The following is a 26,243-nucleotide window of genomic DNA, read 5'->3' on the forward strand; positions in this document are numbered from 1 at the left end:
ACTGAAAAAATCTGGTTCAATGCGCCACCCCCGCCGCGACGCTTTCATCGATGAAGCGGCCTTCCTTGAAGCGGTCGAGCGAAAACGCCTCGGTCAGCGGCGAATGGCCCGTTGCCATCAGCTGCGCCATGCCCCAGCCGGAACCCGGGATCGCCTTGAATCCGCCGGTGCCCCAGCCGCAGTTGATGAAACAGCCGCCCAGCGGCGTCTTCGACAGGATGGGCGAGCGGTCGCCGGTCATGTCGACGATTCCGCCCCATTGCCGCAGCATCTTGAGGCGGCTGATCATCGGGAAGGTCTCGTTCAGCGCGCGCACGGTTTCCTCGATATGGTGGAACGAGCCGCGCTGGGTGAAATTGTTGAACCCGTCGGTGCCGCCACCGATCACCATCTCGCCCTTGTCCGATTGCGACATGTAGCCATGTACCGTGTTGGCCATAACCACCACGTCCATACAGGGCTTGATCGGCTCCGAAACAAGCGCCTGAAGTGCCAGCGCCTCGACCGGGAGACGGAATCCCGCCATCTCGGCCAGCTGGCCCGAATGCCCCGCCACCACGATACCCAGCTTGCCGCAATCGATCGGCCCCCTGGTGGTGTCAACGCCGACGACCTGTCCGGCATCGCTGCGCACGCCGGTGACTTCGCATTGCTGGATGATGTCCATGCCCATGGCCGAACAGGCCCGCGCATAACCCCAGGCCACGGCGTCGTGGCGCGCGGTGCCGCCGCGCTCCTGCCAGAGCGCGCCCAGCACCGGATACCGTGGACCGTGCAGGTTGATGATCGGCACCAGCTGCTTGACCCGCGCGGGATCGATCCACTCGGTCTTGACCCCTTGCAGCGCGTTGGCATGCGCGGTGCGCTTGTAACCGCGCACCTCGTGCTGGGTCTGGGCCAGCATCATGACGCCCCGCGGGCTGAACATCACGTTGTAGTTCAGGTCCTGGCTCATGGTCTCGTAAAGCGACCGGGCCTTCTCGTAGATCGCAGCCGACGGGTCCTGAAGATAGTTCGACCGGATGATGGTCGTGTTGCGCCCGGTGTTGCCGCCGCCCAGCCAACCCTTCTCGATCACCGCAACATTCTGGATGCCGTAATTCTTGCCCAGGTAATAGGCGGTCGCCAACCCGTGCCCGCCGGCACCGACGATCACCACGTCATAGCGTTTCTTCGGTTCGGGCGAGCGCCAGGCGCGTTCCCATCCGGTGTGATAACGCAACGCTTCTCGCGCCACGGCAAAGGCAGAATAATGCTTCATGTGCGAATCCGATCCGGTTTCGTGTCTTGCGGCAGGTATGCCGTGGAGACCAAGATTACCCCCGCCGCATACCGCCGCAATATCGCGATATTGCGACATGACAGCGCCTCGCGCACATTTGCCCCTTTTTTCGAGGGTCCGGCGTCGCTAGATGACAGGGAGCAAAGCGGAGCCCTCATGATCTTCTGGATTCTCGTCTCTCTCATGGCGCTGGCGGTGGCCGGCCTGCTGGCGCTGGCAGCCTTGCGGGCGCGCGTTGTCAACGAACCGGCCGCGGCCTATGACCTGCGCGTCTATCGCGACCAGTTGGCGGGCGTCGACCGTGACCTCGCCCGCGGCGTGATCGACACGGCCGACGCCGAGCGCATCCGCACCGAGATCTCGCGCCGCATTCTGGCCGCCGATGCGCAGATCCAAGCCGAGACCGAAGACCCTGCGCAGAACAGACGAGGCGCTGCGATCGTGGCCTTGATCTCGGCTGTCGTCGTCATGGCCGGGTCGCTGTGGTTCTATTCCAGCCTCGGCGCGCCGGGCTACGGCGACCTGCCGCTGCAGCTCCGGCTCGAGATCGCCGAACAGAACCGCGCCGAACGCCCGGCCCAGGCCGATGCAGAGGCGCGCATGCCCGCACAGGCGCAACCGCAGATCGAACCCGGCTACGCCGAACTGCTGCAAAAACTGCGCGACACCGTGGCCCGGCGCCCCGACGATGTTCAGGGGCACATGCTGCTGGCCCAGCACGAAGCCAACACCGGCAACCTGCGCGCCGCCTACATCGCCAAGGGCCGGGTCATCGAGTTGTTGCAAGGCGACGTGGCGGCGGAAGATTACTCGGAACAGGCGGAACTGATGATCATGGCCGCCGGCGGCTATGTCTCGCCCGAGGCCGAAGCGGTTCTGCGCCAGGCCTTGCAGCGCAACCCGGAATATGGTCCGGCGCGCTACTATTGGGGCGTCATGCTGCTTCAGATCGGGCGTCCGGATCAGGCCTTCGAAATCTGGTCGCGCACGCTTGCGGCCGCGCCCGAAGATGCGGCCTGGGCCGAGGCGATCCGGACCCGGATCGGCGAGGTGGCGATGCGGGCCGGTGTCGAATACACCCCGCCGCCCGTGGCCGCCCTGCCCGGCCCGAGCCAGCAGGACATGGAGGCCGCCTCGGACATGGATGCCGACAGCCGCAACGAGATGATCCGAGGCATGGTCGAGCGCCTTTCCGAACGGCTGGCGACAGAAGGCGGCACCCCGCAGGAATGGGCCCGCCTGATCGGCGCGCTGACCGTCCTGGGTGACACGGAACGGGCCGGCACCATCCTGGCAGAGGCGCGTCAGGTCTACGCGGACAACGCCGAGGCGCGCGGTCTGATCGAAAGTGCCGCACGGCAGGCGGGACTGGGCGAATGATCTTCGACCGGATCGAAGAATTCTCGGACACGCTGCCCGCGTTCGGCGCGCTGGCCGGGCTGGACCTTGGCGAGCGCACGATCGGCGTTGCGGTGTCGGACACGATGCGCGGCGTCGCCTCGCCGCTGGAGACCATCCGGCGGCGAAAGTTCTCGACCGATGCCACGGATTTGCTGGCCATTATCCAGAAGCGACAGATCGCCGGCCTGATCCTTGGGCTGCCGCGCAACATGGATGGCAGCGAGGGGCCGCGCTGCCAGTCGACCCGTGCCTTTGCCCGCAACCTGTCGCGCCTGACCGAGCTGCCGATCACCTTCTGGGACGAACGCCTGAGCACGGTTGCGGCAGAAAAGGCACTGCTTGAGGCGGATACGACACGAAAACGTCGCTCCGAGGTTATCGACCACGTGGCGGCGGGCTATATCCTGCAAGGCGCGCTGGATCGTCTGCGCAATCTTTAGGAGCCTCAGCCGATGACCGACACGGTCTGGAAACGCAACGAGATCGAGTCGCCCTGCATCCGCATCTGCTTGGTGCACCCGACCGAGCGAATCTGTACCGGCTGTTATCGCACCATTGACGAGATTTCACGCTGGTCGCGCATGGACAGCGAAGAGCGCGCCCGGATCATGGCCGAACTGCCGTCCCGCGCCCCCAACCTGACCAAGCGCCGCGGCGGCCGCGCCGCACGGCTGCGGGGCTGACGCCCTGTTTTGCCTTTCCTGCGGAAGGACCAAGCCTTCGGCGGGAGCATTTGCGGAAAAGATGAACCCGGAGCCGATGCATTCTAGCGGCGGTCAAGGCGCCTCGATCCAGACGGGGACGCCGCCGGGCATCAGGGGGCGGAAATAGGCGATCATGCGCCCGTCCGGCCCGGCCTGCGCGTCCAGCGCCCAGGGGGCTACACCATGCAGGCAATGGCGATGCAGCAGGTAGGCCTCGCCGGGGACCGCATGCAGCCGCAGCATGGGACATGTCTCGAACACCTCGCGCCGCGCCGCCTGATAGGCATCGGTGACGTCAACCTGGTGCCAGTCTTCGGGCGGGTATCCTTCCAGGGCCCGGGCCAGCGCAGGGCCGAGGATGCGATGGCTGCCCTCCCACAGGATCATGGGTGCGGCCCCGGCATCGGCGGCAGTCAGCGGCAGGCCCAGGATCCAGGCATGCGGTTCGTCCAAATGGCGGCGGCGGTCAGGGCCCGAGGGTTTCAACCCGTCCACATGCGCCGCGCCACGATTGAGACGATAGCGAAAGCCGGCCTCGCCTTCGCCCCGGCGCGGGCGGGGATAGCCGGAATAAGTGACCGAAACCTGTGCCTTGTGCAGCGGCAATGCGCGCAGATGGCGCGCTATGAAGTTCATCGCCTGCCCGGCCAGCGGCGGCCCGTCGCCCACCCGGCCCGCGCTGTCATTGTCGAGCGCATCGACGCCGACAAACCAGGTGCCCTCACAATCGAGCCAATGTGCAAAAGCGGGGTCCGCAACTGCCCGGCGCGCAGCGGGCAGCGCATGGGCGACCCATTCGGCCAGTACCGGGTCGAACGGAAACCGCACCCAGCCGCGAGAGAGGAACTCCTCTACCACCCGAGCGCCTTGCGCAGCATGTTGAGCGCCACCAGCGTCAGGAACACGGCAAAGACGCGCTTGAGCGGTTTGGGGTCCATTGCATGGGCCAGCCTGACCCCCAAGGGCGTGGTGATCAGCGTCATGCAGATGACGACGCCAAAGGCCACCAGATTGACCGCCCCCACCGTCAGCGGCGGCCGCTGGGCCGGGTCGATCTGCAGAAACAGGAAGCCCAGCACCGAGGGAACCGCAATGATCACCCCGAACCCGGCGGCAGTCGCCACGGCGCGGTGAATGGGCGTATTGTAAAGGCTCATCAGCGGCACGCCGAAACTGCCGCCGCCGATCCCCATCAGAACGGAGAGAAAGCCCACGATCGGCGACATGATCACGCGGCGCACTCCGCCCGGCATCGCATCGCCCAACCGCCAATGCGCGCGGCCCAGCCCCAGATATGCACCGATCACGATGCCCAGCACGCCGAACAGCGCCTGAAGCGCGACCGACCGCAGCGAGGCCGCCACCAGGACCCCCAGAACCGCGCCCACCGCGATTCCCGGCCCCCAGCCGCGCAGGATCACCCAATCCACAGCGCCCTTCTTGTTGTGGCTCAGGACCGACCGCAGCGAAGTCACGATGATCGTGGCCAGCGAAGTCGCCAGGCACATCTGCATCAATTGCGGGCCGCCATACCCAAGGGTCTGGAAGGCGTAGAAGAACGCGGGCACCAGCACGATGCCGCCTCCGACGCCCAAAAGCCCGGCCAGCACGCCGGCAAATGCGCCGATGACGACCAGAAGGGCCAGCATCTGCATCAGGAGGGTGGTATCGGGCATGCTCGGAACTCCGCCATTGGTCCCGGCATGGGTACACCGGAGATGCGCTGGGGAAAAGCGGCCATTCGGGCTCAAGTGCCCTGTCACGCAAAAAGGGCGGGGATTGCCCCGCCCTTTTCGTCCGGACCATCTGTGGATCAGCCGAATTTCCTGATCTGGCCGGATTTCAGGCGCGAGAGGTACGAGGTCATCTCGCGCTTGACGATCGGCATCAGGAAATAGAGCGCGATGATGTTCACCACCGCCATCGCAAAGATCGCCGCATCCGAGAAGTCGATGACCGGGCCGAGGCTGGCGGCCGCGCCGATCACGACAAAGACGCAGAACAGCAGCTTGAACACCATCTCGGTGGTCTTGCCTTCGCCGAACAGGAAGGTCCAGGCCTTCAGCCCGTAGTAGGACCAGCTGATCATCGTGGAGAAGGCGAACAGGATCACCGCGACGGCCAGGATGTACTTGAACCCGCCAAAGGCCGAGGAGAAGGCCGCCGAGGTCAGCGCCACGCCCTTGTTGCCATCCACGGTCTGGATGGTCGAGGCACCGGCATCGAGCAGGTAAAGGCCGGTCGTCGGGTCCTGGATCAGCTGGCCGGTGATGATGATCACCAGCGCGGTCATGGTACAGATCACCACGGTGTCGATGAACGGTTCAAGCAGCGACACGAAGCCTTCGGTGATCGGCTCCTTGGTCCGGACGGCCGAGTGTGCAATGGCTGCCGAACCCACGCCCGCCTCGTTGGAGAAGGCGGCGCGCTTGAAGCCCTGGATCAGCGCTCCGACCATCCCGCCGGCGACACCCGCGCCGGTAAAGGCGCCAGCGAAGATCTGGCCAAAGGCCCAGCCGATCTTGTCGAAGTTCATCACCAGGATGAACAGCGCCGTACCGACATAGAGGATACCCATGAACGGCACGACCTTTTCCGTCACCCGGGCGATGGATTTCAGGCCGCCGACGATGACGGCAAAGACCACGCCGGCAAAGATCAGCCCGGTGATCCAGCCGGGATAGTCGCCCACCACATTGGTGATCTGCGCATGCGCCTGGTTGGCCTGGAACATGTTGCCGCCGCCGAAGGCGCCGAGGATGCAGAAGATCGAGAACAGCACGGCCATGAACTTGCCCGCCGGAAGACCACGCTCGGCAAAGCCCTTGGTCATGTAATACATCGGGCCACCCGAAACGGTGCCATCGGCATATTCGTTACGGTACTTCACACCCAGCGTGCATTCGGTGAATTTCGACGCCATGCCCATCAGGCCGGCCAGGATCATCCAGAAGGTCGCGCCCGGCCCGCCGATGCCAACGGCAACCGCCACGCCCGCGATATTGCCAAGACCCACGGTGCCGGACAGCGCGGTGGCAAGCGCCTGGAAATGGCTGACCTCGCCGGCATCTTTCGGGTCCGAATAGTCCCCCCGCACCAGCGCTATGGAATGCGGAAAGGCGCGGAACTGGATGAATCCGAAGTAAAAGGTAAAGACCGTCGCCGCGACCACCAGCCAGGCCACGATCCAGGGAAAGCTGGTTCCGGGAAACGGGCTGAAGATGAAATTGACGAACCAGCCGGTCGAGCTTGCAAATATCTCGTTGACCTTCTCGTCGATGGACTGGGCAAGTGCCGGAGCTGCCGACATCATCGCCGCCGGCGCGGCAAGTGCCACTGCTTTGGAAAGATTTTTCATGGGATCCTCGATACCTGGAAGTTTACGGCACGATGGTGCAAGGGACAGGCGCGCATTGCGCCAGCGTACCGGCAACCGATCCGAACACGCGCGCGGCCAGGCTGCTTTCGCCCTTGCGCGCGACAAAGATCTGCGCCGCGCCATTGTCTGTCGCAATCTCGCAGAGCGTGTCGGCCACGTGACCGTAGCGGATTACGGTTTCCAAGGGGACGCCCTTGCCCGACAACTGGCTTTTCAACGGGGCCATCAGGTGGCTTTCCGCACGTGCCAGTTCTTCGCCCCGGCGCTTGTGACGCTCCTCCAGCTCGGTCGGGGTGAGAAAAGAATAGGGCGACCATTCAAGCACATGGGCCACGATAATCGTGGCGCCAACGGCCGCGGCACGCTCCATCGCGAAATCCAGTGCGCGCCGGGACGCCGCGCTGCCGTCATAGCCGACGACGAATTTGGTTGTCATGTCTTCCTCCCTGGAAATGCTCTGCGTCCAAATGACGCCACGTAAAAATACGTACCACATAAAAAAAATGTTACGAAACTTCCTGTCGTTTCGGAAAAAATTCGGAAATGGTGTCTTATTTTCTGAAATTTCAGGAAAAATTTCGAATGGACGACCTGGATAGAAAAATCGTCACGATCCTACAGCAGGACAGTCAGGTATCCATGGCGGCCTTGTCCGATCGCATCGGGCTGTCGCTATCGGCCTGCCACCGGCGCGTCAAGCTGCTCGAATCCGCCGGTGTGATCCGCAACTACGCGGCGCAGATCGACCGGGCAGCGGTAGGGCTCGATGTCCAGGTGTTCATCGAAGTGAAGCTGAATTCGCAGCGGCGCGAGGATCTTGAAGCCTTTGAAAAGGCGGTGGCGCTGATGCCCGAGATTCTCGAATGTCACATGATCACGGGCGAGTTCGATTTCCTGATGCGCGTCTGTGTCCGCTCGCCTGCGGATTACGAGGCGCTCTACCGGTCCCGCCTGTCGACCATTCCGGCGGTCAGCCAGATGAAGACCATGCTCAGCCTCTGGACAAACAAGGAGTTCCGCGGCTTTCACCTTGGCTAGGATCAGCCGGCCTGACGCTCCGGCATCTCGACGATCTGCGCCAGCGCCGCCTCGACCAGTTCCGGTCCGGCTCCCTTGTGCACGGCGCCCTCGGACAGCATCCGCCGCCAGCTCCGGGCACCGGGCCGGCCTGCAAACGCGCCCAGCATATGCCGCGTGATCTGATGCAAGCGGCCACCGGATGCCAGATGCGCCTCGATATATGGCAACATGGCGCGCACCGCCTCGACCGGGTCGCTGGCGGCCCCGGTTCCAAAGATCATCGGGTCGGCGCCACACAGGATATCGGCCGGTTGGTGATAGGCCGCCCGCCCGATCATAACCCCGTCGAGTCCCGCATCGAGATGTGCGCGGGCTTCATCCAGAGACGTGATGCCGCCGTTGATCGAGATGTGCAGATCGGGAAACCGCGCCTTCATCCGATGCACCAGATCATAGTCGAGTGGCGGGATATCCCGGTTTTCCTTGGGGCTGAGACCCTGCAACCAGGCCTTGCGCGCATGAATGGTCACGCGCCGGCATCCCGCCCGCGCGATATGGTCCAGGAAATCCGGCAGCACGACCTCGGGGTCCTGATCATCCACCCCGATCCTGCATTTGACGGTCACCTCCACGTCCACCGCCTCGCGCATGGCCAGGACACAATCCGCAACCAGGCGCGGATGCGTCATCAGAACGGCGCCGAACGTGCCCGACTGCACCCGATCCGACGGACAGCCGCAATTCAGGTTGATCTCGTCATAGCCCGCATCCGCGCCGAGACGGGCGGCCTGCGCCAGTTCGCGCGGGTCCGACCCGCCCAGTTGCAGCGCCACGGGATGCTCGGCGGCATCATGATCCAGCAAATGCACCGCCCCGCCCCGCACCAGTGCGGGTGCCGTCACCATCTCGGTATACAGCAGCGTCTCGCGGCTCAGCAGGCGGTGGAAGTACCGGCAATGCTGGTCCGTCCAATCCATCATCGGGGCCACGCTGAGACGCGCTGCTCTTTGTGGGTCTGTCTTCAATGCGTTCGCTCCGTGTTCCGACCGAGTCACGTCGATCGGCCTTGCTTCACTATCCTTTTTTGATGCCGGACAACATGTGAAACTCGAATCTGGTCTGGCACCGTCTAGCACAGATGAACCGTGAGGACATCGCCTGTTCCGGTTGCTTCGTCCGGTGACGCCTCCCCCGTTCGTGACCGCCCGGACCGAATGCCTGATCCAAAGTCACGCGCCACAATCTGAACCTATGGGCGGTGCGTGCGTTCCGCAGGGTGGCGGCCATGTCCGAGCCTGCGCGCGTCCGCTACCAGCCACCGCTGACCGAACGGAAGACAAGGTTCAGGCCCAGTCCAGCAAAGGTGATCAGCAGCGCCTTGCGAAAGACCTCCGGATCGACTCGCCGACGCAATCCTTCGCCCAGAGTGAACCCCGCAAGCGTGGGCAGGACGAGAATTGCCGACATCACCGTACTCTGACCATCGGCATGGCCCAAGGCAAGATAACCCATCAGCATGGGAACGGAGCCAACCGAGACCAGGAAGCCGGTAGCCTGCACGAACTCCTGCGGAGAGACCCGCCGGGCGAAAAGATACATGGCCAGCGGCACCCAACCCGCCGACAGGCCCGCCACGACCCCGGTCAAAAGGGCGGCGGCGGTCTCCACCCGTCCTGAGCCGGCTTGCGGTATCTCGGGCACCAGCTTCCACCACCCGGTCGCCGCGAAGACGATCACGACCGAACCCAGAACAAAGCCCAGCACCCGGTCCCCGGTATCGCGGCTGAGCCACAGGGTGATCGCAACGGAGAGGGCGAGAAGGATTGCAAACCGCCAATGCCGGCGGATGACAGAGGCAACCGGACCACCACGGATCATCTGCCAGAGATTGCTGACCAGCATCGGAACCAGGATCAGGCTCACAGCGGCACGCGGTTCCAGAGCGAGCGTCAGAAGTGCCATCGCAACCGTCGGCAATCCCAATCCGATGAAGCCCTTGATGCTGCCGGCCAGGAACAGAACCGCCGCCCCGATCACCAGAGTTTCGGTGTCACCCATTCCTCAGCCGCCATTTTTCGCAACATTTCGACGGATCCAGAAACACGGCCCACTATACACAAGTCAAGGCCGCGCCCGGTCACTCATCGCGCGTATCGGGATCAATTCGAAACCCCTTGACCCGAATGAATTCGGCAAAATCCGCCCGTTCGGGCACCGCATACTGGCGTGTCTTGTCGTCGGACCAGGTATAGGGATCGGCGCGGCCGAAACGCTCCTGCGCGCGTTGCCGCATGCCCCGTGTCTGCCCAGCCCGGCGCTGGTCATATTCGGCAATGGTCGCTTCGGGCTCGCCTTCGGAATAGCAATTTTCGTGAAAGGTCGCGGCAAGTGGCAGGCGCATGCTGAGGCGCGGTTGCGGGAACTCTGGCCAACCCACCGCAAGCGCTGCGACGGGAAACACATGTCCGGGCAGGCCCAGCACCGCGCTCACCTCATCTGCCGCGTTCCGGATGGTGCTGATCGGGCAGCACCCCAAACCCAGCGCCTCGGCCCCGGACACGCAGGCCGACAGCGCAATCGCCGCATCGACGCTGGCATTGAAGAATGCGTCGAGATGGTCGTTGGCAAAGGGTCGCCCCTGCATCTGGTGCAACTGACGCTGGCGGCGGTTGTTGGCACAGAACACAAGCAGTTCCGGGGCTCCGGCGATCCAGTCCTGCGCGCCGGCCAGCGCCTTGACCCTCGACGCCTGCGGCCCGCGCACCCAGATGATGTCGCGCTGTTGCAGGTCGCTCTTGCTGGGCGACGACAGAGCAATCGCCCCGAGGAGCCGCATCATGGCCTCGGGCACGGGCCGATCGGCGTAATGCCGGCACGACCCGCGCGACAGCATCGCATATGCCGCATCTGCCGCCGCCGGGGCAAGATCCAGCGCTGTCATGTCGATCCGGTCGCCGAACCGCGCCTCGATCACTGCGGCCAGCCTGGAACTCGATGTCTCGTCGCCCATGTGTAACTTTTCCTTACAAATCTTGAAATCATAATTGTTTTTTGTTTGCTTAGCTTCCGAAGCTATTGGAATCCATCACCAGCGGATATCGAAAACATGGGGAACCTGTCTGCAATAACCCTTTCGGTCACCATCCAGCGCGGCACCGCAGAGGCCGTCCAGCTCCAGACCTGAGATGTGCCCGCCCAGGACAGCCAGACGGTGCTGGACGTGGTAAGCTGGATTCAACACAACACAGAGCCGACACTTGCCTATCGTTTCGCCCGCCGGGTGGGCATGTGCGGCAGTTGCGCGATGATGGTGGACTGTGTCCCGCGCCGGACCTGCCGCACCCATGTTCAGACCGCGCAAAGGGGGGCCAGCTGACAATCGGACCGCTTCGGAACCTGCCCCTGATCCGCGACCTCGTCGTGGACATGGACCCGTTCTTCGCAAAATGGACAAGGGCTGGCGGGCATCATCACCCTACTCGCGACAGAACCGCCCCCACCGCACAGACGGACCCACAGACCACGTCTCCGGCTCGGGCGGCTGCCAGTCCTGCCATTCCATTGGAAGCTGCACGGCGCATAGCCCCAACGGTCTCGACCCGACGGCGGCCATTGCCGGGCTGAGACGGGCCGCGGCCCGGCGCGCGCTGCGGGGACGCAGCTGATGCCGGACATGCGCCTCTACCTGCTCCAGCGGATCACCGCAGTTCTGATGGCGCCTTTCGTGCTGTTGCATCCGGGCGTCATGGTCCGGGCCATCCATGGTGGTCCGAGCGCCGCCGAGATACTCTCGCGGACCCATGGTTCCGACCTCTGGTTCCTGTTCTACCGCGGTTTCGTGCTGATCGCCGGTTTTCATGGCGCCATCGGCCTGCGGGTCATCCTGCCCGAATGGCTTGGCCTGCGCGGCGGGGCCCTCGTGCTGCCGCCGCTTGTCATCGCCGCCCTCCTGATCGCCACCGGGCTGCACGCGGTCGTTGCCGTGACCGGAGTCCGCTCATGAGGTCGCACCCGCCCTGGCTTGCCTTTCTCACCCATCGCCTGTCCGGACTGGCGCTGGCGCTTTTCCTGCCGGTGCATTTCCGCGTCCTGGCCCTGGCGTTGACTGCCCCGGACAAGTTCGACCGTTACCTGAGCCTTGCCGAATATCCGCTTGTGAAACTGTCGGAATTCGCCCTTGTATTTCTTCTCGCCCTGCATGCGTTCGGAGGTCTGCGGCCGATGGAGCAGGTGCTGGCCCAGAATGTCGAGCAGATGCAGGAACATCGGGCAGTCGGTCTGGTGCCGTCGCGGGACGGGTCGGCGTTGGCGAGTGTTCTGATGATCGACATGCGGCGCGGTCTCTTTCGGCTGGTCCGCGCCCGGGCGGTATTGATGGCCACGGGCCGCGAGCCGACCATGTACCGCTATCATACGCCCTCGGGCGACAAGAGCATGAACGGGCTCGCGACGGCCCTGCGCGGCGCCGGCGGGCGTTTGCTGAACCCTGCCGGTCAACGCTTCATGTTCGACTATGACGCCAAGGGCGAACGCGCCACGCGCGATGTGGTCAGCCGTGGCATCTATGCCGTGTGCGCCAGTTTTCCTGGAATGGTCAAGCGCTGAGCAGATTGCGGTTTCGACCTTGCCAAAGAAAAGGTCGAGGTGGTGCCGACCGCGCATTACTTCATGGGCGGAGTGGTGGTTGATGTCGACACCCGCACCGCGCTTGAGGGTCGCTGTGTCGCGGGCGAGGACACCCGCCGCTCGCATGGCTCGAACCGGCTGGGCGGCAACGGCGTGGCCAATTCCACGGTGTTCGGCGGTATCGCCGGCGCGGTGACCGCCACCGCCTCGTTCCACTTTGCCAAATGGCTGCCGGAATGGATGGCCCGCACCGGCGCGAAACTGATCGTCGGCAAGGGAGGCATGTCACCAAAGGACTACAAGGAACATTTCGTGCCCAACGGCGCGGTCTATCTATCGACGGTGGGTTACGGCACCGGCGCACTGCTGGGCCGCGAGGTCGAGCGCGTCGAGGCGGTGCACTGGCCTGCCGAACTGGGGATGGCGCAGGCAATGCGGGTGATCCGCTGCAATCGCATGGGTCCGTTCATCGTTGCCTCGGATCTCGACGGCACCTGCCTTTTCGAACGTGCGAACGCAAGGATCGCGGGCAATATCGAACATCTCTACGAAGGGACAAGACCGGCGGTGATGAAACGCTCTGGTGAAACCGACGACCGGTCGGACGAAGTGATCTGATGCGCGGAGCCGATGTCGTCGCGCAGGTGCTGGCCAGGGCCGGAACCAGGGCCGTATTCCCTGGCCGCGCCCGTGTTCTGACCGGTCGGCTTCGCCTTCATCTTTACGCAAGTGCTCCGGCGGAGTCGCCCGACGGGCGACGGGGGCGGTGCCGCCGACCGGCCCCCCGCCGCCTTATCCCGCCAGCGCGTCCCGCAGCAGCATGCCAATGCCCAGGCAGAGGCACAGCAGGATCAGCAAGCGCTGGAACTGGGCGTCGGTGATCCGGTGGAACACGAAGATCCCGGCCTGCGCCGCCACGATACCTGCTGGCAGGACAACGGCGAAGGCTTCCAGCGTCTCGCGGCCATAGGCCCCTTTCAGCGCCAGACCGCAGATCGCGAACAGCAGGATCACCAGGTTGAAACTTTGCAGGACGGCGCGCGTCTCGCCGCGGGGCCAGCCGCGCATCGACAGCCAGATGACCGGCACCAGGCCCGACAGGGATGCCAGCCCCCCCATCACGCCGCCCACAAAACCGGCCGACCGGTCGATCCAGCGATGCGGCCGCTCCAGCCGCGGCAGCGCCTTTCGAAAACCGAAGTAGCCGCCATAGAGCACCAGAGACACGGCAATCAGGCGCCGCAACAGGTCGGCGTCCACCCGACCCAGCAGCAAAAGGCCCAATGGCACGCCCGCCAGGCCCGGCAGGATGAACCGCAAAACCCTGCGCAGGTCGGCCCGGATCTCGCCGCGCACCACCCACATGCCCTGGATCCCGGCGAGCACCGCAAGAAGCGCGGCCAGCGCCACCGCTGTTTCGGGATCGAACTTCAGCAGGAAGAAGGTCAGCGCGAAAAGCGCGGTCCCCATGCCGGACAAGCCGTTCACGAAGCCGCCGGCGCACCCGCCAAGCGCCAGGAAGACGACCGTTTCCATGTTCACGCGCGGCATCCTTTCAGTCAGTCCCGGTCGTCGCGGTTGCGGCGCGGGCGGTTCCCGCCCGCTGCCGTCTCAGCCTCCGGCGGCCACGGCCTTCATGAACCGGTCGCGGATGACAACCGGATCCATCGTGATCACCGGCATCTTGCGGTTTCCGCTGTCGCATTTGGCGACGATCACCGTCATCTGCCGTGCCTCCAGCGCCTCGGTCAACACCCGGCCCGTGTCCTCGGCCGCGCATTCGATCACCCGTTCGCAACCCGCCGCCCGCGCCATCGCCGCCAGAGAGGTCTTGCGGCCGGCATAGGTGGGCTGGTCTCCGGTCGAACCGTAAGAGCCGTTGTCCACGATCAGCAGGATGTAATTGTCGGCGACATTGTTGGCGATGGTCGGCAGCGTGCCGAGATTGGTCAGCACCGACCCGTCTCCGTCGATCACGATCACCGGCTTGGGCTGCGCCAGCGCCAGCCCCAGTCCGATCGACGAGGCCAGCCCCATCGTGCCCAACATGTAGAAATTGCTGGGCTGGTCGTCGATGGCATGCAGCTCCTGGCTAGGAATGCCGATGTTGCAGATCACCAGGTGGTCGCGCAGGATCGGGGCGATTTCGGTCAGGATGTCATATCGGATCATTGATCGCCGTAGCCTCCCCAGAAGCTGGCATCCGTCAGGATTGCCACGGGCTTGTTGCACATGAATGTATATTTCAGGATCTGGTCCAGTTCCTCGACATCCGCCTGGCGATGAAAGTGATAGGTCGGAATGTTGAGCTGGGCCAGAAGCGCCTTGGTATGCACCGCCATCTCGACCTGGCAGGCCACGGGTTCACGCAACTCGCCGCGATACGAGATCAGCATCGGCAGCGGCAACCGGTAATACTGGATCAGCGTGGCCAGCGTGTTGATGGTGACGCCGATGGCGGTGTTCTGCATGATGATGCAAGGGCGCTTGCCGCCCATCCATGCACCAGCGCACAGCCCCATGCCCTCGTCCTCCTTGTTCGAGGGCACATGATGGATACCGGGCCGCGCATCGACCTCTGCAATCACGCCGGCCAGTTGCTTGCAGGGCACCGTTGTCACGAACTCGATCCCGTTCGCTTGCAGGTCGTCCACGATCCTTGCGTCTATCGACACGTCATCCTCCGGTTCAGGGCGCCGCGCGCCGGTCTGCGACGCACGGTAGATGATGTCGCGGGCAGCACAAGGGCCGCCCGCCCGCAGTCAGTCCGATTTCAAACCCGCAATGCCGTGTTTCGGATTTTCGACAAATGCCCCTAACCCGCAAGCGACGGCAACCACAGGACGATGCCGGGGAACGCCACCAGAAGCGCGATGGTCACCGCGTCCGCGACAAAGAACGGCGCCACCCCCCGAAACACGTCCTGCACGCTCAGGTCGGGGCGTACGCCCGCCACCACGAAACAGTTGAGCCCGATGGGCGGCGTGATCAGACAGAACTCGGCCATCTTGACCACGAGGATGCCGAACCAGATCGCGCACATGGTCCCCGACATGCCAAAGGCGCTGTCGGCGGCGCTGACCGTCTCCCCGCCATTCAGCGCCATGACAGCCGGATAGACCACCGGCAGGGTCAGCAGCAGCATTCCGATCGCGTCCATGAACATGCCCAGCACCGCATAGGCCAAGAGGATGCAGATCAGGATCAGCATCGGCGACATGTGAAGCGAGGTGATCCAGTCCGCGAAGGCCCCTGGCAGGTCGGCAAAGCCAAGAAAGCGGACATAGATCAGGACGCCCCAGATGATCGTGAAGATCATCACCGTCAGCTTGGCAGTCTCAAGCAGCGCCGACTTCAACTCGACCCAGCGCATGCCCCTGTAGACCGCCATCAGGAACACGATGAAGGCGCCGATCGCCCCGCCCTCGGTCGGCGTGCCCCAGGCATCGCCGAAAGGGTTGTAGACAAAGAAGATGATGATCACCACCACCGCCACGATAGGCAGTGCCGGCGGCAGCGAAACGAAACGCTCCTTCCAGGTGAACCCGCCAATGGGCGGACCGACCCGTTTCCAGATCATGGCGATGCCGACGATGATCAGCGTGTAGACCAGGGCCGAAAAAGCGCCCGGGATGAACCCGGCCAAGAGCAGCTTGCCCACGTCCTGTTCGACGATGATCGCGTAGATGACCAGGATCGCCGAGGGCGGGATCAGCGACGCCAGCGTGCCCGCAGCGGCAACCACCCCGGCGGCGAATTTCTTGTTATACCCGTTCTCGACCATCTCCGGAATGGCGATCCGGGCGAATACGGCCGAGGTCGCGACCGAGGCCCCCGACACGGCTGCAAACCCCGCCGTGGCAAACACGGTGGCAACCGCCAACCCGCCCGGCACCCAGGCGATCCAGCGCTTGGCCGCTTCGAACAGCGCCTTGGTCAGGCCGGCGTAATAGGCAAGATAGCCGATCAGGATGAAGGTCGGGATCAGGCTCAGCGCCTGGCTTGCCACCTTGGAATGCGGGACCTGCCCGGCGGTCTTGGTCGCCACCGTCAGCGCCCAGCCGAACTGTGCCGGATCATAGCCCTTCTTTGCCCAGAATATCCAGATCAGCCCGACAAGCCCGGCCATCGCCGCGGCAAAGGCCACGCGCATGCCCAGAACCACCATGACGAGCAGGCCAAGCGAGACAATGATGCCGATGTCGATGGTTTCCATCACGTATCCTCCCGGCCGGTAACCGCCTCGGCCTCGCGGGCGGCGATGGTTGCGGCATCTTCGATCAGCGGCACCGCAACCGGATTGTCCGTGCCCAGCAGGATTGCCCGGCCATAGGCCCAGAGTTGCAGGACCAGCCTGAGCGCAAGCACGGAAAAGGCCAGCGGCACGACCAGTTTGGCCGGCCAGATCGGCAGCTTGATGTCGATTGTGCTATCCCGGCTCCAGAGCGGCGCGGCGAAATCGAAGCTGCGCTGGAAATGCGCCCAAGACCCCCAGATCAGCAGCAGCACCAGAAGCAGCACCAGCAGGGTGGTCACGAACTCTGCGATCCACAGCCAGCGGCCCCTCAGCCTGCTCACCAGGATATCCATCCGGATATGAACGCCGTCGCGCTGCGCATAGCTTACCGCCATGATCGCGATCAGAGGCATGGTGATCTCGATCCAGTCGACATAGCCGCGCACCGGGCTGTTGAGGATGTTGCGCCCGCCCACCGAATAGACAGCCAGGATCATCAGGGCGAACACGGACAGCCCGCTGACAAGGCCGAACATCGTCTCCAACCTGTATAACCCCCGATCCAGCCGGCTCAGCAGACTGTCATCGGCAAGCACCGAGGCTTTGATCGCCATGGCCCTGCTCCCTCATTGGATTTTGAATGAAAAGGCGGCGCACCCCGGCCCGGGTGCGCCCCACGTCCGGGCCTCAGCGGCCCAGCGTGCTGATCACGAGATCATAGAGTTCCTGTGCGGGCAGGCCGCGCGCAGTGTTGTCCTCGATCCACTTCGCCGCCACCGGGCCCGCGGCCTTCTCGCGAAACTCGGCCAGACGCTCCTCATTGTAGCTGATCCGCTCGACTCCCTTTTCCTCGAGCAGCGGCCACCATTTCTTCATCGTCTGGTTTTCATAGAAGTCGATGTAGTACTCCATCGCCTCGTCGACCGAACCCAGCAGCGCGTCGCGCTCCGCGTCGCTGAGCGCGTTCAACGCATCGGTATTGACAACCACCGGGCAGTTCACCGTGCCGGGGTTCAGGTTGTCACTCCACCACTTCGCCACTTCCATCACGCCAAAGGACATGTGCGCGTGCGGCGCAAATGCGATCGACTTGACGATGCCGGAGTCGAGCGCCTGGCGCGCCTCCTCCGAGGTGACCGAGGTCGGCACCGCTCCGATCAGGCTCAGCGCCTCGCCGATGCCGCCGGTGGCGCGCACGGTCAGGCCGTCGAAATCCTTGAGTGTGCGCGGCGGCTCGCCCACGCCCGCGATGTTGTATTGCGGCAGCGGCGAAGGCATCAGCAGCGTCGCGTTCCAGCGCGCCAGATCGGCGGCAGTGGCCGGATGCTCATAGACCGCCTGCGAAACCTTCCATTCCTCTTCCAGCGTACTGACACCCAGAAACGGCAATTCCAGAACCGTGATCGAGGGGTTTTTGTCCGCATGGTAACCGGCGCAGAACTGCGCCATCTCGAAAGCGCCGATCGAGATACCGTCAAGGTTCTCGGTATTCTTGCTCAGACCGCCATAGCTGATGTTCATGGTGAAACTGCCGCCGGTCTTTTCGCTCACGAGTTCGGCCAGCTTCTCGATATGCTCGGTAAAGGCCCGACGCTTGCCCCAGACCGACACGTTCCATTCGGTTGCGCCTGCTTCAGCGGCGAACGAAACGGCCACGGCGGCCACGACCGCGCCGCTCAACATCTTGTTCATGAAGTCTCTCCCTTTGTGGCGGCCTTGTTCGACCGCTCGCGGACAAGCTAGCGCCAACAGTGACGCATGCCAAGCCCGCCGAACACCGACTCGGCCGGTATCGCAAACGCATAAAGATTGCGGATTGAAGGCGGGCCCCGAAACATTATGTCACACCCGCGAACCCGAATTGCCTCGGTCGGTTTCCGGCGCAGCCGCCCCAAAACGGAAAGCCCACATCGCGAGATATTGACAAGATGGCTGCCGTTTTCATTGAGATATTTGACCTGTTCAGGCGCTATCATTTACAACTTCTCGGTATGCGAAAAAATACTTTACAGACAATCCTTTGAAATCCAGTAATTTATTTCATTGTTTTCAATTTCAACTATGATCTGCGCAGGGTCGGAAGCGGATCGACAACACCAGGTTCTCCGGGTGATATCGGTCACAGTGAAATTTCTCAGAGGGAGGAACCTCATCCATGTCACCAGCAGCTCAGACCGAGACCAAGCTGTATCCGCCAGCCGCGGACGTCGTGTCGCGCGCCCATGTGAATGCGGAACAATATTCCGAAATGTACGCTGCCTCGATCTCCGACCCGGTCGCGTTCTGGGCCGAGCAGGGCAAGCGGGTCGACTGGATCAAGCCCTTTACCCAAGTCAAGGACGTCAATTACAATTTCGGCGAGGTTTCGATCAACTGGTACGCCGATGGCACGCTGAACGTCACGGCCAACTGTATCGACCGTCACCTCGCCACCCGCGGCGATCAGACCGCGATCATCTGGGAACCGGACTCGCCCACCGAAGCCGCGAAACACATCACCTATAAGGAGCTGCACGGCTCGGTCTGCAGGATGGCCAACATCCTGGAGAGTCTGGGCGTGCGCAAGGGCGACCGCGTCGTCATCTATCTGCCGATGATCCCCGAGGCCGCCTATGCCATGCTGGCCTGTGCCCGGATCGGCGCCATCCATTCCATCGTCTTTGCCGGCTTCTCGCCCGACGCGCTGGCGGCCCGGGTCAACGGTTGCGACGCCAAGGTGGTGATCACCGCCGACGAGGCGCCCCGCGGTGGCCGCAAGACGCCGCTGAAATCCAATGCCGACGCCGCACTGCTGCACTGCAAGGACAGCGTCAAATGCCTGGTCGTGAAACGGACCGGCGGCCAGACCACCTGGATCGCCGACCGCGACTACGACTATAACGAGATGGCGCTCGAGGCGTCGGATTATTGCAAGCCCGCCGAGATGGGCGCCGAGGATCCGCTGTTCATCCTCTATACCTCCGGTTCGACCGGTCAGCCCAAGGGCGTGGTGCACACCACCGGCGGCTACCTGGTCTATGCCGCGATGACCCACCAGATCACTTTCGACTATCACGACGGCGACATCTACTGGTGTACCGCGGACGTGGGCTGGGTCACCGGCCACAGCTACATCGTCTATGGCCCGCTGGCCAATGGCGCCACCACGCTGATGTTCGAAGGCGTGCCGACCTATCCCGACGCGGGCCGCTTCTGGGAGGTCTGCGCCAAGCACAAGGTCAACCAGTTCTACACCGCCCCCACCGCCATCCGCGCGCTGATGGGCCAGGGCACCAGCTTTGTCGAAAAGCACGACCTGAGCGACCTGCGCCTGCTGGGCACGGTCGGCGAACCGATCAACCCCGAGGCCTGGAACTGGTACAACGAGGTGGTGGGCAAGGGCAGATGCCCGATCGTCGATACCTGGTGGCAGACCGAGACCGGCGGTCACCTGATGACCCCGCTGCCGGGCGCCCATGCCACCAAGCCGGGTTCGGCGATGAAACCCTTCTTCGGCATCCTGCCCGTAGTACTGGACCCGCAGTCCGGCGTCGAGATCGAAGGCAACGGGGTCGAGGGTGTGCTCTGCATCAAGGATAGCTGGCCGGGCCAGATGCGCACCGTCTGGGGCGATCACGAGCGGTTCCAGAAGACCTATTTCGCCGACTACAAAGGCTATTACTTCACCGGCGACGGCTGCCGCCGCGATGCCGATGGCGATTACTGGATCACCGGGCGCGTCGATGACGTGATCAACGTCTCGGGCCACCGCATGGGCACCGCCGAGGTCGAAAGCGCGCTGGTGGCGCATGCCGCGGTGGCCGAGGCCGCCGTGGTGGGCTACCCGCACGAGATCAAGGGCCAGGGCATCTACTGCTACGTCACCCTGATGAACGACCAGGAACCCAGCGAGGAGCTGCGCAAGGAACTGGTCAAGTGGGTTCGCTCCGAGATCGGCCCAATCGCCAGCCCGGACGTGATCCAGTGGGCCCCCGGCCTGCCGAAAACCCGCTCGGGCAAGATCATGCGCCGGATCCTGCGCAAGATCGCCGAGAACGACTTCGGCTCGCTGGGCGACACCTCGACCCTCGCCGATCCCTCGGTCGTCGACGACCTGATCGCCAATCGGGCAGGCAAGTAAGGGGATGGACATGGACGCTGCCGTGATGACCACCCCCGCCGTTCTAATCCTTCTCGGCCCTCCGGGCGCCGGGAAGGGCACCCAGGCCCGGATGCTGGAAGAGAAGTTCGGCCTTGTTCAGCTTTCCACCGGCGATCTGCTGCGCGCCGCCGTGGCTGCCGGCACCCCTGCCGGACAGCAGGCCAAGGCAGTGATGGAGGCGGGCGACCTGGTCTCGGACGAGATCGTCATCGCCATCCTGCGCGACCGCCTGGCCGAACCCGACTGCGCGCGCGGCGTGATCCTCGACGGCTTTCCCCGCACCACGGTGCAGGCCAAGGCGCTGGATGCACTACTGGTCGAAAGCGGCCAGTGCATCAACGCCGCCATCAGCCTCGAGGTCGAAGACGCCGAGATGGTGACCCGCATCTCGGGTCGCTATACCTGCGCCGGCTGCGGCGAAGGCTATCACGACACGTTCAAGAAACCCGTGCAGGAGGGCCGCTGCGACAAGTGCGGCGGCACCGAAATGAAGCGCCGTGCCGATGACAACGCCGAAACAGTCGCCAGCCGGCTAGAAGCGTATCATGCACAGACCGCACCGCTGATCGCCTATTACGACGGGCATGGCGTGTTGCAACGTATCGACGCCATGGGCGGGATCGACGAGATCGCCCAGGGCCTCGCTGCCATCGTCAAGGGGGCGATGAGCTAGGCGAGAGAGTCCGGCGCGCGGCCTGCGCCGCCGCCAGTCCCCCGGAAGTGAATGCCGACGCACCGCCTTGGCGGAACGGCGGATTTGTGCCTGACGCCCTGGCGGCAGGAAATGGAGCGAGACCGCCCGGACCGCAGCCGGGCGCCTCAGGAGGAAGCAAGGAGGAACCGCGACATGGCGGACCAAACCACCACCTCTGCACAGGACACCGACGCCCAGAAGGGCTATTGGCAGGTCAATGTGCGGATCATTCTCATCAGCCTCGCGATCTGGGCGCTGGTGTCTTTCGGGTTCGGCATCGTGCTGCGCCCGATGCTGAGCGGGATTGCCGTCGGCGGCACCGATCTTGGCTTCTGGTTCGCCCAGCAAGGCTCGATCCTGGTGTTCCTGGCGCTGATCTTTTTCTACGCCTGGCGCATGAACAAGCTCGACGCCGAATACGGCGTGAACGAGGAGTAAGCCCCCATGGACCAGTTTACCATCAACCTGCTGTTCGTAGGCGCATCCTTTGCGCTCTACATCGGCATCGCGATCTGGGCCCGCGCGGGCTCCACGGCGGAATTCTATGCCGCCGGTCGTGGCGTTCACCCGGTCACCAACGGCATGGCCACCGCCGCCGACTGGATGTCGGCCGCATCCTTCATCTCGATGGCCGGTCTCATCGCCTTTGTCGGCTATGACAACTCGACCTTCCTGATGGGCTGGACCGGCGGCTACGTGCTGCTGGCGCTGCTGCTTGCCCCCTACCTGCGCAAGTTCGGCAAGTTCACCGTGTCGGAATTCATCGGTGACCGTTTCTACAGCCCGACCGCGCGCCTTGTGGCCGTGATCTGTCTGATCGTCGCTTCGGTGACCTACGTGATCGGGCAGATGACCGGTGTGGGCGTGGCCTTCGGCCGCTTCCTCGAAGTGTCGAACACCACCGGCCTGCTGATCGGCGCCGTGGTCGTGTTCGCCTATGCGGTGTTCGGCGGCATGAAGGGCGTGACCTATACCCAGGTCGCCCAGTATGTCGTTCTGATCATGGCCTATACCATCCCGGCCGTGTTCATCTCGCTGCAACTGACCGGCAACCCGATCCCGGGCCTGGGCCTGTTCGGCGACCATACCGCAAGCGGCGAGCCGCTGCTGGCCAAGCTGGACGCGATCCTGCGCGAGCTGGGCTTTGCCGAATACACCATCCACAACGGCGACACGTTCAACATGGTGCTCTTCACCCTGTCGCTGATGATCGGCACCGCCGGTCTGCCCCACGTCATCATGCGCTTCTTCACCGTTCCCAAGGTGTCGGACGCGCGCTGGTCGGCAGGCTGGGCACTGGTGTTCATCGCGCTTCTGTACCTGACCGCTCCGGCCGTCGGCGCAATGGCGCGGCTCAACATCACCGACATGATGTGGCCCAATGGCACCGATGCCGAAGCCGTCTCGCTCGAGCAGATCGAAACCGATCCGCGCTATGACTGGATGGCAACCTGGGAAAAGACCGGCCTGTTGGGCTGGGAAGACAAGAACGGCGACGGCAAGATCCAGTACTACAACGACAAGTCCGAGGCCATGCAGGCCAAGGCTGCCGAAAAGGGCTGGGCCGGTAACGAGCTGACCAAGTTCAACAACGACATCCTGGTTCTGGCCAACCCCGAAATCGCCAACCTGCCCGGCTGGGTGATCGGTCTCGTGGCCGCCGGCGGTCTTGCCGCCGCGCTCTCCACCGCCGCCGGTCTGTTGCTGGCCATTTCCTCGGCCGTCAGCCATGACCTGATCAAGGGCTCGATCAATCCCTCGATCTCGGAAAAGGGCGAGCTTCTCTCGGCCCGGATCGCCATGGCCGTCTCGATCGCCGTCGCCACCTATCTGGGTCTGAACCCGCCGGGCTTTGCCGCACAGACAGTGGCGCTTGCCTTTGGCCTCGCCGCGGCCTCGATCTTCCCGGCGCTGATGATGGGGATCTTCTCGAAGAAGATCAACAACACCGGCGCGGTGGCAGGCATGCTGGCCGGTCTGATCGTGACCCTGATCTACATCTTCCTGCACAAGGGCTGGTTCTTCATCCCAGACACCAACTCCTTCACCGATGCCGACCCGCTGCTGGGCACGGTCAAGTCGACCTCGTTCGGCGCAATCGGTGCGGCGGTCAACTTTGCAGTCGCCTATGTGGTGGCCGGCATGACCAAGGAAACCCCGCAGGAGATCAAGGACCTGGTCGAAAGCGTGCGCATTCCCCGAGGCGCAGGCGCAGCTCAGGATCACTGAGTTGACGGGCGGCCCATCTTCTCTCCCTCTTTCGGGCCGCCCTTACTGACCACGGTCCCGCCAGGCCTTGCCCTGGCGGGACTTTTTTCGACAAACTGGTGCCCCATGCCCCTTTCGCCCGAACAGATCACCCGGTTCCTGAAATCCGTTCATCCCTATGACGCGTTGCCCCTTGCCGAACTGACCCGCATCGCGACGCGCATCGACGCCTGGGAAGTGGAGCGCGATTTCGCCGTCTACGATCTGGGCGAGCCCCTGCCGGGCCTCTTCATCGTCTACGAGGGCCAGATCGAGATCCGCGACGAGAACGGCGTCGTGGTCTCGCACCTGGGTCTGCGCAATTCCTTCGGCGAACGCGGGCTGCTGCGCGATGGCCGCGCCGTGACCTCGGCCCGGGCCGATGCCCATTCCGTGCTACTGGTCCTGCCCGCCGACCTGTTCGCCGAGCTGATGGCGGACCACCCGCCGGTGGCAAGATTCTTCACCCGCGCGCGGGCCCCGCGCCCGCAGGCCCAAAGCCTGGCAACCAGCCGGGTCGAAACCCTGATGACGCGCGATCCCGCGACCTGCACGCCGGACGCCCCGGTGCAGGAGGCCGCCCGACTTATGCGCAGCCGCTCGATCTCCTCGCTCTGCGTCTGCGAGGGCGACGCACTGGTCGGCATCCTCACCCAGCGCGATCTCTCGGGCAAAGTGGTAGCCGAAGCGCGGGACGCGAGCACCCCGGTGGCCCAGGTGATGACCCCTGCCCCGCTGACTCTGGCGCCCTCGGCCATCGGCTCGGACGTGCTGCATGCGATGATGGAGCGCCACATCGGCCATATCCCCATCGTCGAGGCCGGCCGGCTCGTGGGCATGGTCACGCAGACCGACCTGACCCGGTTCCAGGCGGTGAATTCCGCCGAACTGGTCAGCCGCATCGCGCGCGCCCCGAGCGCCGCCGAAATGGCCGAGGTCACCGCAGAGATCCCGCGCCTGCTGGTGCAACTGGTGGCGGGCGGCAACCGGCACGAGGTCGTCACGCGGCTGATCACCGATATCGCAGACACCGCCACCCGCCGCCTGCTTGCGCTTGCCGAAGAAAAGCTCGGCCCGCCGCCGGTCCCCTATCTCTGGCTCGCCTGCGGCAGCCAGGGCCGGCAGGAACAGACCGGCGTGTCGGACCAGGACAATTGCCTGATGCTGGACGACAGCGTGGCCGACGACCAGATGCCCTACTTCCAGGCGCTGGCGAAATATGTCTGCGACGGGCTCAATACCTGCGGCTATGTCTACTGTCCGGGCCAGATGATGGCCACCAACCCGCGCTGGTGCCAGCCGGTGCGGGTCTGGCGTGAATACTTCCGCGGCTGGATCGCCAAACCCAATCCCGAGGCACAGATGCTGGCCAGCGTGATGTTCGACCTGCGCCCGATCGGCGGGCATCAGGCGCTGTTCACCGATCTCCAGGCCGAGACGCTGCGCGCGGCGCGGGCCAATTCGATATTCGTGGCGCACATGATCTCGAACTCGCTGAAACATACTCCGCCGCTGGGCCTGCTGCGCGGCTTCGCCACCATCCGCTCGGGCGAGCATCGCAACACGCTCGACCTGAAACACAACGGGGTCGTGCCGGTGGTCGATCTGGGCCGCATCTATGCGCTTCAGGGCGAGTTGACCGAGGTCGGCACCCGGGCCCGGCTGGAGGCGGCAGAGGCGGCGGGCGTGCTCAGCCCTTCGGGCGCGCGCGACCTCATGGACGCCTATGACCTGATCGCCGAAACCCGGCTTGAGCATCAGGCCACACTGGTGCGGCGCGGCGAGGCGCCCGACAACTATCTGGCCCCCACATCGCTCTCCGATTTTGAGCGAAGTCATCTGCGCGACGCCTTCGTGGTGGTAAAGACGATGCAATCGGCCGTAGGACACGGCAAGGGAATGCTGAGCTGACCACCGGGCGGGCCGAGATTTTTCGTCGAAAAATCTTTGCCTGCATCTGGCGGCAGGTCGGAAAAGCGGGAGGAGCCGAGCGATGTTTCTGGAACTTGTAGGCACATTGGTGGCCGGGCTTGCCATCGCCGGTGTGGTCATGGCGCTGAACCGGTTCACCGGCGGCCGCCTGCCGCGGTGGCTGGCACCGGTCGCGGCCGGCTGCGGCATGATCGGTGTGACCATTGCCAGCGAATACGGCTGGTACACGCGTACCCGCGCCAACCTGCCGGAAACAATGCGGATCGTCGAAGAGGTCGAGAGCCGGGCCCTCTACCGGCCGTGGACCTATGTCGCGCCCTTCGTCGGCCGGTTCGCCGCCATTGATGCGGGCTCGGTCCGGACCAACCCCTCGCAGCCCGGACAGCGCCTCGTGGATCTCTACTTCTTCGGGCGCTGGGCCCCGGTGACGAAACTGCCGGTGCTGGTCGATTGCGACGGACACCGCCGCGCGAGTCTGGCCGGCGGCGCCGAATTCGCCGCCGATGGCAGCGTCGCAGAGGCCGACTGGCGCCGCCCGCCGCCGGACGATCCCGTCATTCTGGCCACCTGCGAGGCGTGA

Annotated in this window: 28 protein-coding genes; 14 read left to right on the top strand and 14 right to left on the bottom strand. The window is 64.2% G+C overall.

Features of this window, described 5'->3' with window-relative positions:
• Positions 1–16: 16 nt before the first annotated feature.
• A complete protein-coding gene (locus tag BLT75_RS07585; RefSeq protein ID WP_093029405.1) occupies positions 17–1,261 on the bottom strand; it encodes a sarcosine oxidase subunit beta family protein in 1,245 nt (414 codons plus the stop codon).
• Between the two features lie 177 nt (positions 1,262–1,438).
• Between BLT75_RS07585 and ccmI the strand changes: the two genes are divergently transcribed.
• Genes ccmI through BLT75_RS07600 form a run of 3 tightly spaced genes read left to right on the top strand, consistent with a single transcriptional unit; the run spans position 1,439 to position 3,366 of the window.
• The gene (gene ccmI / locus BLT75_RS07590) at positions 1,439–2,662 is read left to right on the top strand and encodes a c-type cytochrome biogenesis protein CcmI (protein ID WP_093029704.1); all 1,224 of its coding nucleotides are present in this window, start codon (positions 1,439–1,441) and stop codon (positions 2,660–2,662) included.
• Positions 2,659–3,123 carry a Holliday junction resolvase RuvX gene (gene ruvX, locus BLT75_RS07595; protein ID WP_093029407.1) on the top strand — a complete coding sequence of 155 codons (465 nt, stop codon included), beginning with the start codon at positions 2,659–2,661 and terminating at the stop codon, positions 3,121–3,123. The genes ccmI and ruvX overlap by 4 nt, the downstream gene beginning before the upstream one ends.
• A 12-nt stretch (positions 3,124–3,135) precedes the next feature.
• On the top strand, positions 3,136–3,366 hold the full coding sequence (locus tag BLT75_RS07600; protein ID WP_093029409.1) for a DUF1289 domain-containing protein: 231 nt from the start codon (positions 3,136–3,138) through the stop codon (positions 3,364–3,366).
• Between the two features lie 93 nt (positions 3,367–3,459).
• Here BLT75_RS07600 and BLT75_RS07605 read toward each other — a convergent pair whose 3' ends face one another.
• From BLT75_RS07605 to BLT75_RS07620, 4 genes are all read right to left on the bottom strand, one after another.
• Positions 3,460–4,245 (bottom strand): hypothetical protein, encoded by a 786-nt coding sequence (locus BLT75_RS07605; RefSeq protein ID WP_093029411.1) that lies wholly within the window; start codon positions 4,243–4,245, stop codon positions 3,460–3,462.
• A complete protein-coding gene (locus tag BLT75_RS07610; RefSeq protein ID WP_093029413.1) occupies positions 4,239–5,063 on the bottom strand; it encodes a sulfite exporter TauE/SafE family protein in 825 nt (274 codons plus the stop codon). Before BLT75_RS07610 ends, BLT75_RS07605 begins: the two co-directional genes overlap by 7 nt.
• Before the next feature lie 137 nt (positions 5,064–5,200).
• Entirely contained in the window at positions 5,201–6,745 is a 1,545-nt protein-coding gene (locus tag BLT75_RS07615) for an alanine/glycine:cation symporter family protein (protein WP_093029415.1), read from the bottom strand.
• Positions 6,746–6,767: 22 nt separating this feature from the next.
• Positions 6,768–7,202, bottom strand: a complete 435-nt coding sequence (locus BLT75_RS07620) for a universal stress protein (RefSeq protein WP_093029417.1) — start codon at positions 7,200–7,202, stop codon at positions 6,768–6,770.
• Between the two features lie 146 nt (positions 7,203–7,348).
• Here BLT75_RS07620 and BLT75_RS07625 point away from each other — a divergent pair, with 146 nt between their 5' ends.
• Entirely contained in the window at positions 7,349–7,804 is a 456-nt protein-coding gene (locus tag BLT75_RS07625) for an Lrp/AsnC family transcriptional regulator (protein WP_093029706.1), read from the top strand.
• A 2-nt stretch (positions 7,805–7,806) separates the two neighbouring features.
• Here BLT75_RS07625 and dusA read toward each other — a convergent pair whose 3' ends face one another.
• The 3 genes from dusA to BLT75_RS07640 form a co-directional block, all read right to left on the bottom strand.
• The gene (dusA, locus tag BLT75_RS07630; RefSeq protein ID WP_093029419.1) at positions 7,807–8,811 is read right to left on the bottom strand and encodes a tRNA dihydrouridine(20/20a) synthase DusA; all 1,005 of its coding nucleotides are present in this window, start codon (positions 8,809–8,811) and stop codon (positions 7,807–7,809) included.
• Positions 8,812–9,094: 283 nt separating this feature from the next.
• Positions 9,095–9,844, bottom strand: coding sequence for a sulfite exporter TauE/SafE family protein (locus BLT75_RS07635; protein ID WP_093029421.1), 750 nt, complete (start codon positions 9,842–9,844; stop codon positions 9,095–9,097).
• A 79-nt stretch (positions 9,845–9,923) separates the two neighbouring features.
• Positions 9,924–10,796: a nitroreductase family protein gene (locus BLT75_RS07640; RefSeq protein WP_093029423.1), complete on the bottom strand. Its 873-nt coding sequence runs from the start codon at positions 10,794–10,796 to the stop codon at positions 9,924–9,926.
• Between the two features lie 177 nt (positions 10,797–10,973).
• Between BLT75_RS07640 and BLT75_RS24775 the strand changes: the two genes are divergently transcribed.
• The 4 genes from BLT75_RS24775 (at position 10,974) to BLT75_RS24790 (ending at position 13,030) form a co-directional block, all read left to right on the top strand.
• A complete protein-coding gene (locus BLT75_RS24775; protein WP_245706412.1) occupies positions 10,974–11,162 on the top strand; it encodes a 2Fe-2S iron-sulfur cluster-binding protein in 189 nt (62 codons plus the stop codon).
• A gap of 288 nt (positions 11,163–11,450) precedes the next feature.
• Positions 11,451–11,789 (top strand): succinate dehydrogenase, encoded by a 339-nt coding sequence (locus BLT75_RS07650; RefSeq protein WP_093029425.1) that lies wholly within the window; start codon positions 11,451–11,453, stop codon positions 11,787–11,789.
• The gene (locus tag BLT75_RS25245; RefSeq protein ID WP_093029427.1) at positions 11,786–12,391 is read left to right on the top strand and encodes an FAD-binding protein; all 606 of its coding nucleotides are present in this window, start codon (positions 11,786–11,788) and stop codon (positions 12,389–12,391) included. Before BLT75_RS07650 ends, BLT75_RS25245 begins: the two co-directional genes overlap by 4 nt.
• 39 nt (positions 12,392–12,430) lie before the next feature.
• The gene (locus BLT75_RS24790; protein WP_245706413.1) at positions 12,431–13,030 is read left to right on the top strand and encodes a fumarate hydratase C-terminal domain-containing protein; all 600 of its coding nucleotides are present in this window, start codon (positions 12,431–12,433) and stop codon (positions 13,028–13,030) included.
• Between the two features lie 174 nt (positions 13,031–13,204).
• Here the strand turns inward: BLT75_RS24790 and BLT75_RS07665 are convergent, their stop codons facing one another.
• The 6 genes from BLT75_RS07665 to dctP all read right to left on the bottom strand — a co-directional run bounded on the left by BLT75_RS07665 (position 13,205) and on the right by dctP (position 18,341).
• A complete protein-coding gene (locus tag BLT75_RS07665; protein ID WP_245706424.1) occupies positions 13,205–13,948 on the bottom strand; it encodes a sulfite exporter TauE/SafE family protein in 744 nt (247 codons plus the stop codon).
• A 75-nt stretch (positions 13,949–14,023) separates the two neighbouring features.
• Positions 14,024–14,584, bottom strand: a complete 561-nt coding sequence (comE, locus tag BLT75_RS07670) for a sulfopyruvate decarboxylase subunit beta (protein WP_093029431.1) — start codon at positions 14,582–14,584, stop codon at positions 14,024–14,026.
• A complete protein-coding gene (gene comD / locus BLT75_RS07675; RefSeq protein WP_093029433.1) occupies positions 14,581–15,087 on the bottom strand; it encodes a sulfopyruvate decarboxylase subunit alpha in 507 nt (168 codons plus the stop codon). The genes comE and comD overlap by 4 nt, the downstream gene beginning before the upstream one ends.
• A 140-nt stretch (positions 15,088–15,227) precedes the next feature.
• Positions 15,228–16,628, bottom strand: a complete 1,401-nt coding sequence (locus BLT75_RS07680) for a TRAP transporter large permease (RefSeq protein ID WP_093029435.1) — start codon at positions 16,626–16,628, stop codon at positions 15,228–15,230.
• On the bottom strand, positions 16,628–17,263 hold the full coding sequence (locus BLT75_RS07685; protein ID WP_093029437.1) for a TRAP transporter small permease subunit: 636 nt from the start codon (positions 17,261–17,263) through the stop codon (positions 16,628–16,630). Before BLT75_RS07685 ends, BLT75_RS07680 begins: the two co-directional genes overlap by 1 nt.
• A 73-nt stretch (positions 17,264–17,336) precedes the next feature.
• Positions 17,337–18,341 (bottom strand): TRAP transporter substrate-binding protein DctP, encoded by a 1,005-nt coding sequence (dctP, locus tag BLT75_RS07690; protein ID WP_093029438.1) that lies wholly within the window; start codon positions 18,339–18,341, stop codon positions 17,337–17,339.
• A 463-nt stretch (positions 18,342–18,804) separates the two neighbouring features.
• Between dctP and acs the strand changes: the two genes are divergently transcribed.
• The 6 genes from acs to BLT75_RS07725 all read left to right on the top strand — a co-directional run bounded on the left by acs (position 18,805) and on the right by BLT75_RS07725 (position 26,243).
• Positions 18,805–20,769 carry an acetate--CoA ligase gene (gene acs, locus BLT75_RS07700; RefSeq protein WP_093029442.1) on the top strand — a complete coding sequence of 655 codons (1,965 nt, stop codon included), beginning with the start codon at positions 18,805–18,807 and terminating at the stop codon, positions 20,767–20,769.
• A gap of 10 nt (positions 20,770–20,779) precedes the next feature.
• A complete protein-coding gene (locus BLT75_RS07705) occupies positions 20,780–21,463 on the top strand; it encodes an adenylate kinase (protein ID WP_093029710.1) in 684 nt (227 codons plus the stop codon).
• 174 nt (positions 21,464–21,637) lie between these two features.
• Positions 21,638–21,922 (top strand): DUF4212 domain-containing protein, encoded by a 285-nt coding sequence (locus tag BLT75_RS07710; protein ID WP_093029712.1) that lies wholly within the window; start codon positions 21,638–21,640, stop codon positions 21,920–21,922.
• Positions 21,923–21,928: 6 nt separating this feature from the next.
• Positions 21,929–23,713, top strand: a complete 1,785-nt coding sequence (locus BLT75_RS07715; RefSeq protein WP_093029444.1) for a sodium:solute symporter family protein — start codon at positions 21,929–21,931, stop codon at positions 23,711–23,713.
• A gap of 105 nt (positions 23,714–23,818) precedes the next feature.
• Positions 23,819–25,642: a DUF294 nucleotidyltransferase-like domain-containing protein gene (locus BLT75_RS07720; RefSeq protein ID WP_093029446.1), complete on the top strand. Its 1,824-nt coding sequence runs from the start codon at positions 23,819–23,821 to the stop codon at positions 25,640–25,642.
• An 82-nt stretch (positions 25,643–25,724) separates the two neighbouring features.
• Complete coding sequence (locus tag BLT75_RS07725; protein WP_093029448.1) at positions 25,725–26,243, top strand: hypothetical protein; 519 nt, start codon at positions 25,725–25,727, stop codon at positions 26,241–26,243.

Origin of the sequence: Ruegeria marina, from assembly GCF_900101475.1 — a bacterium.
Classification (GTDB): Bacteria; Pseudomonadota; Alphaproteobacteria; order Rhodobacterales; family Rhodobacteraceae; genus Ruegeria_B; species Ruegeria_B marina.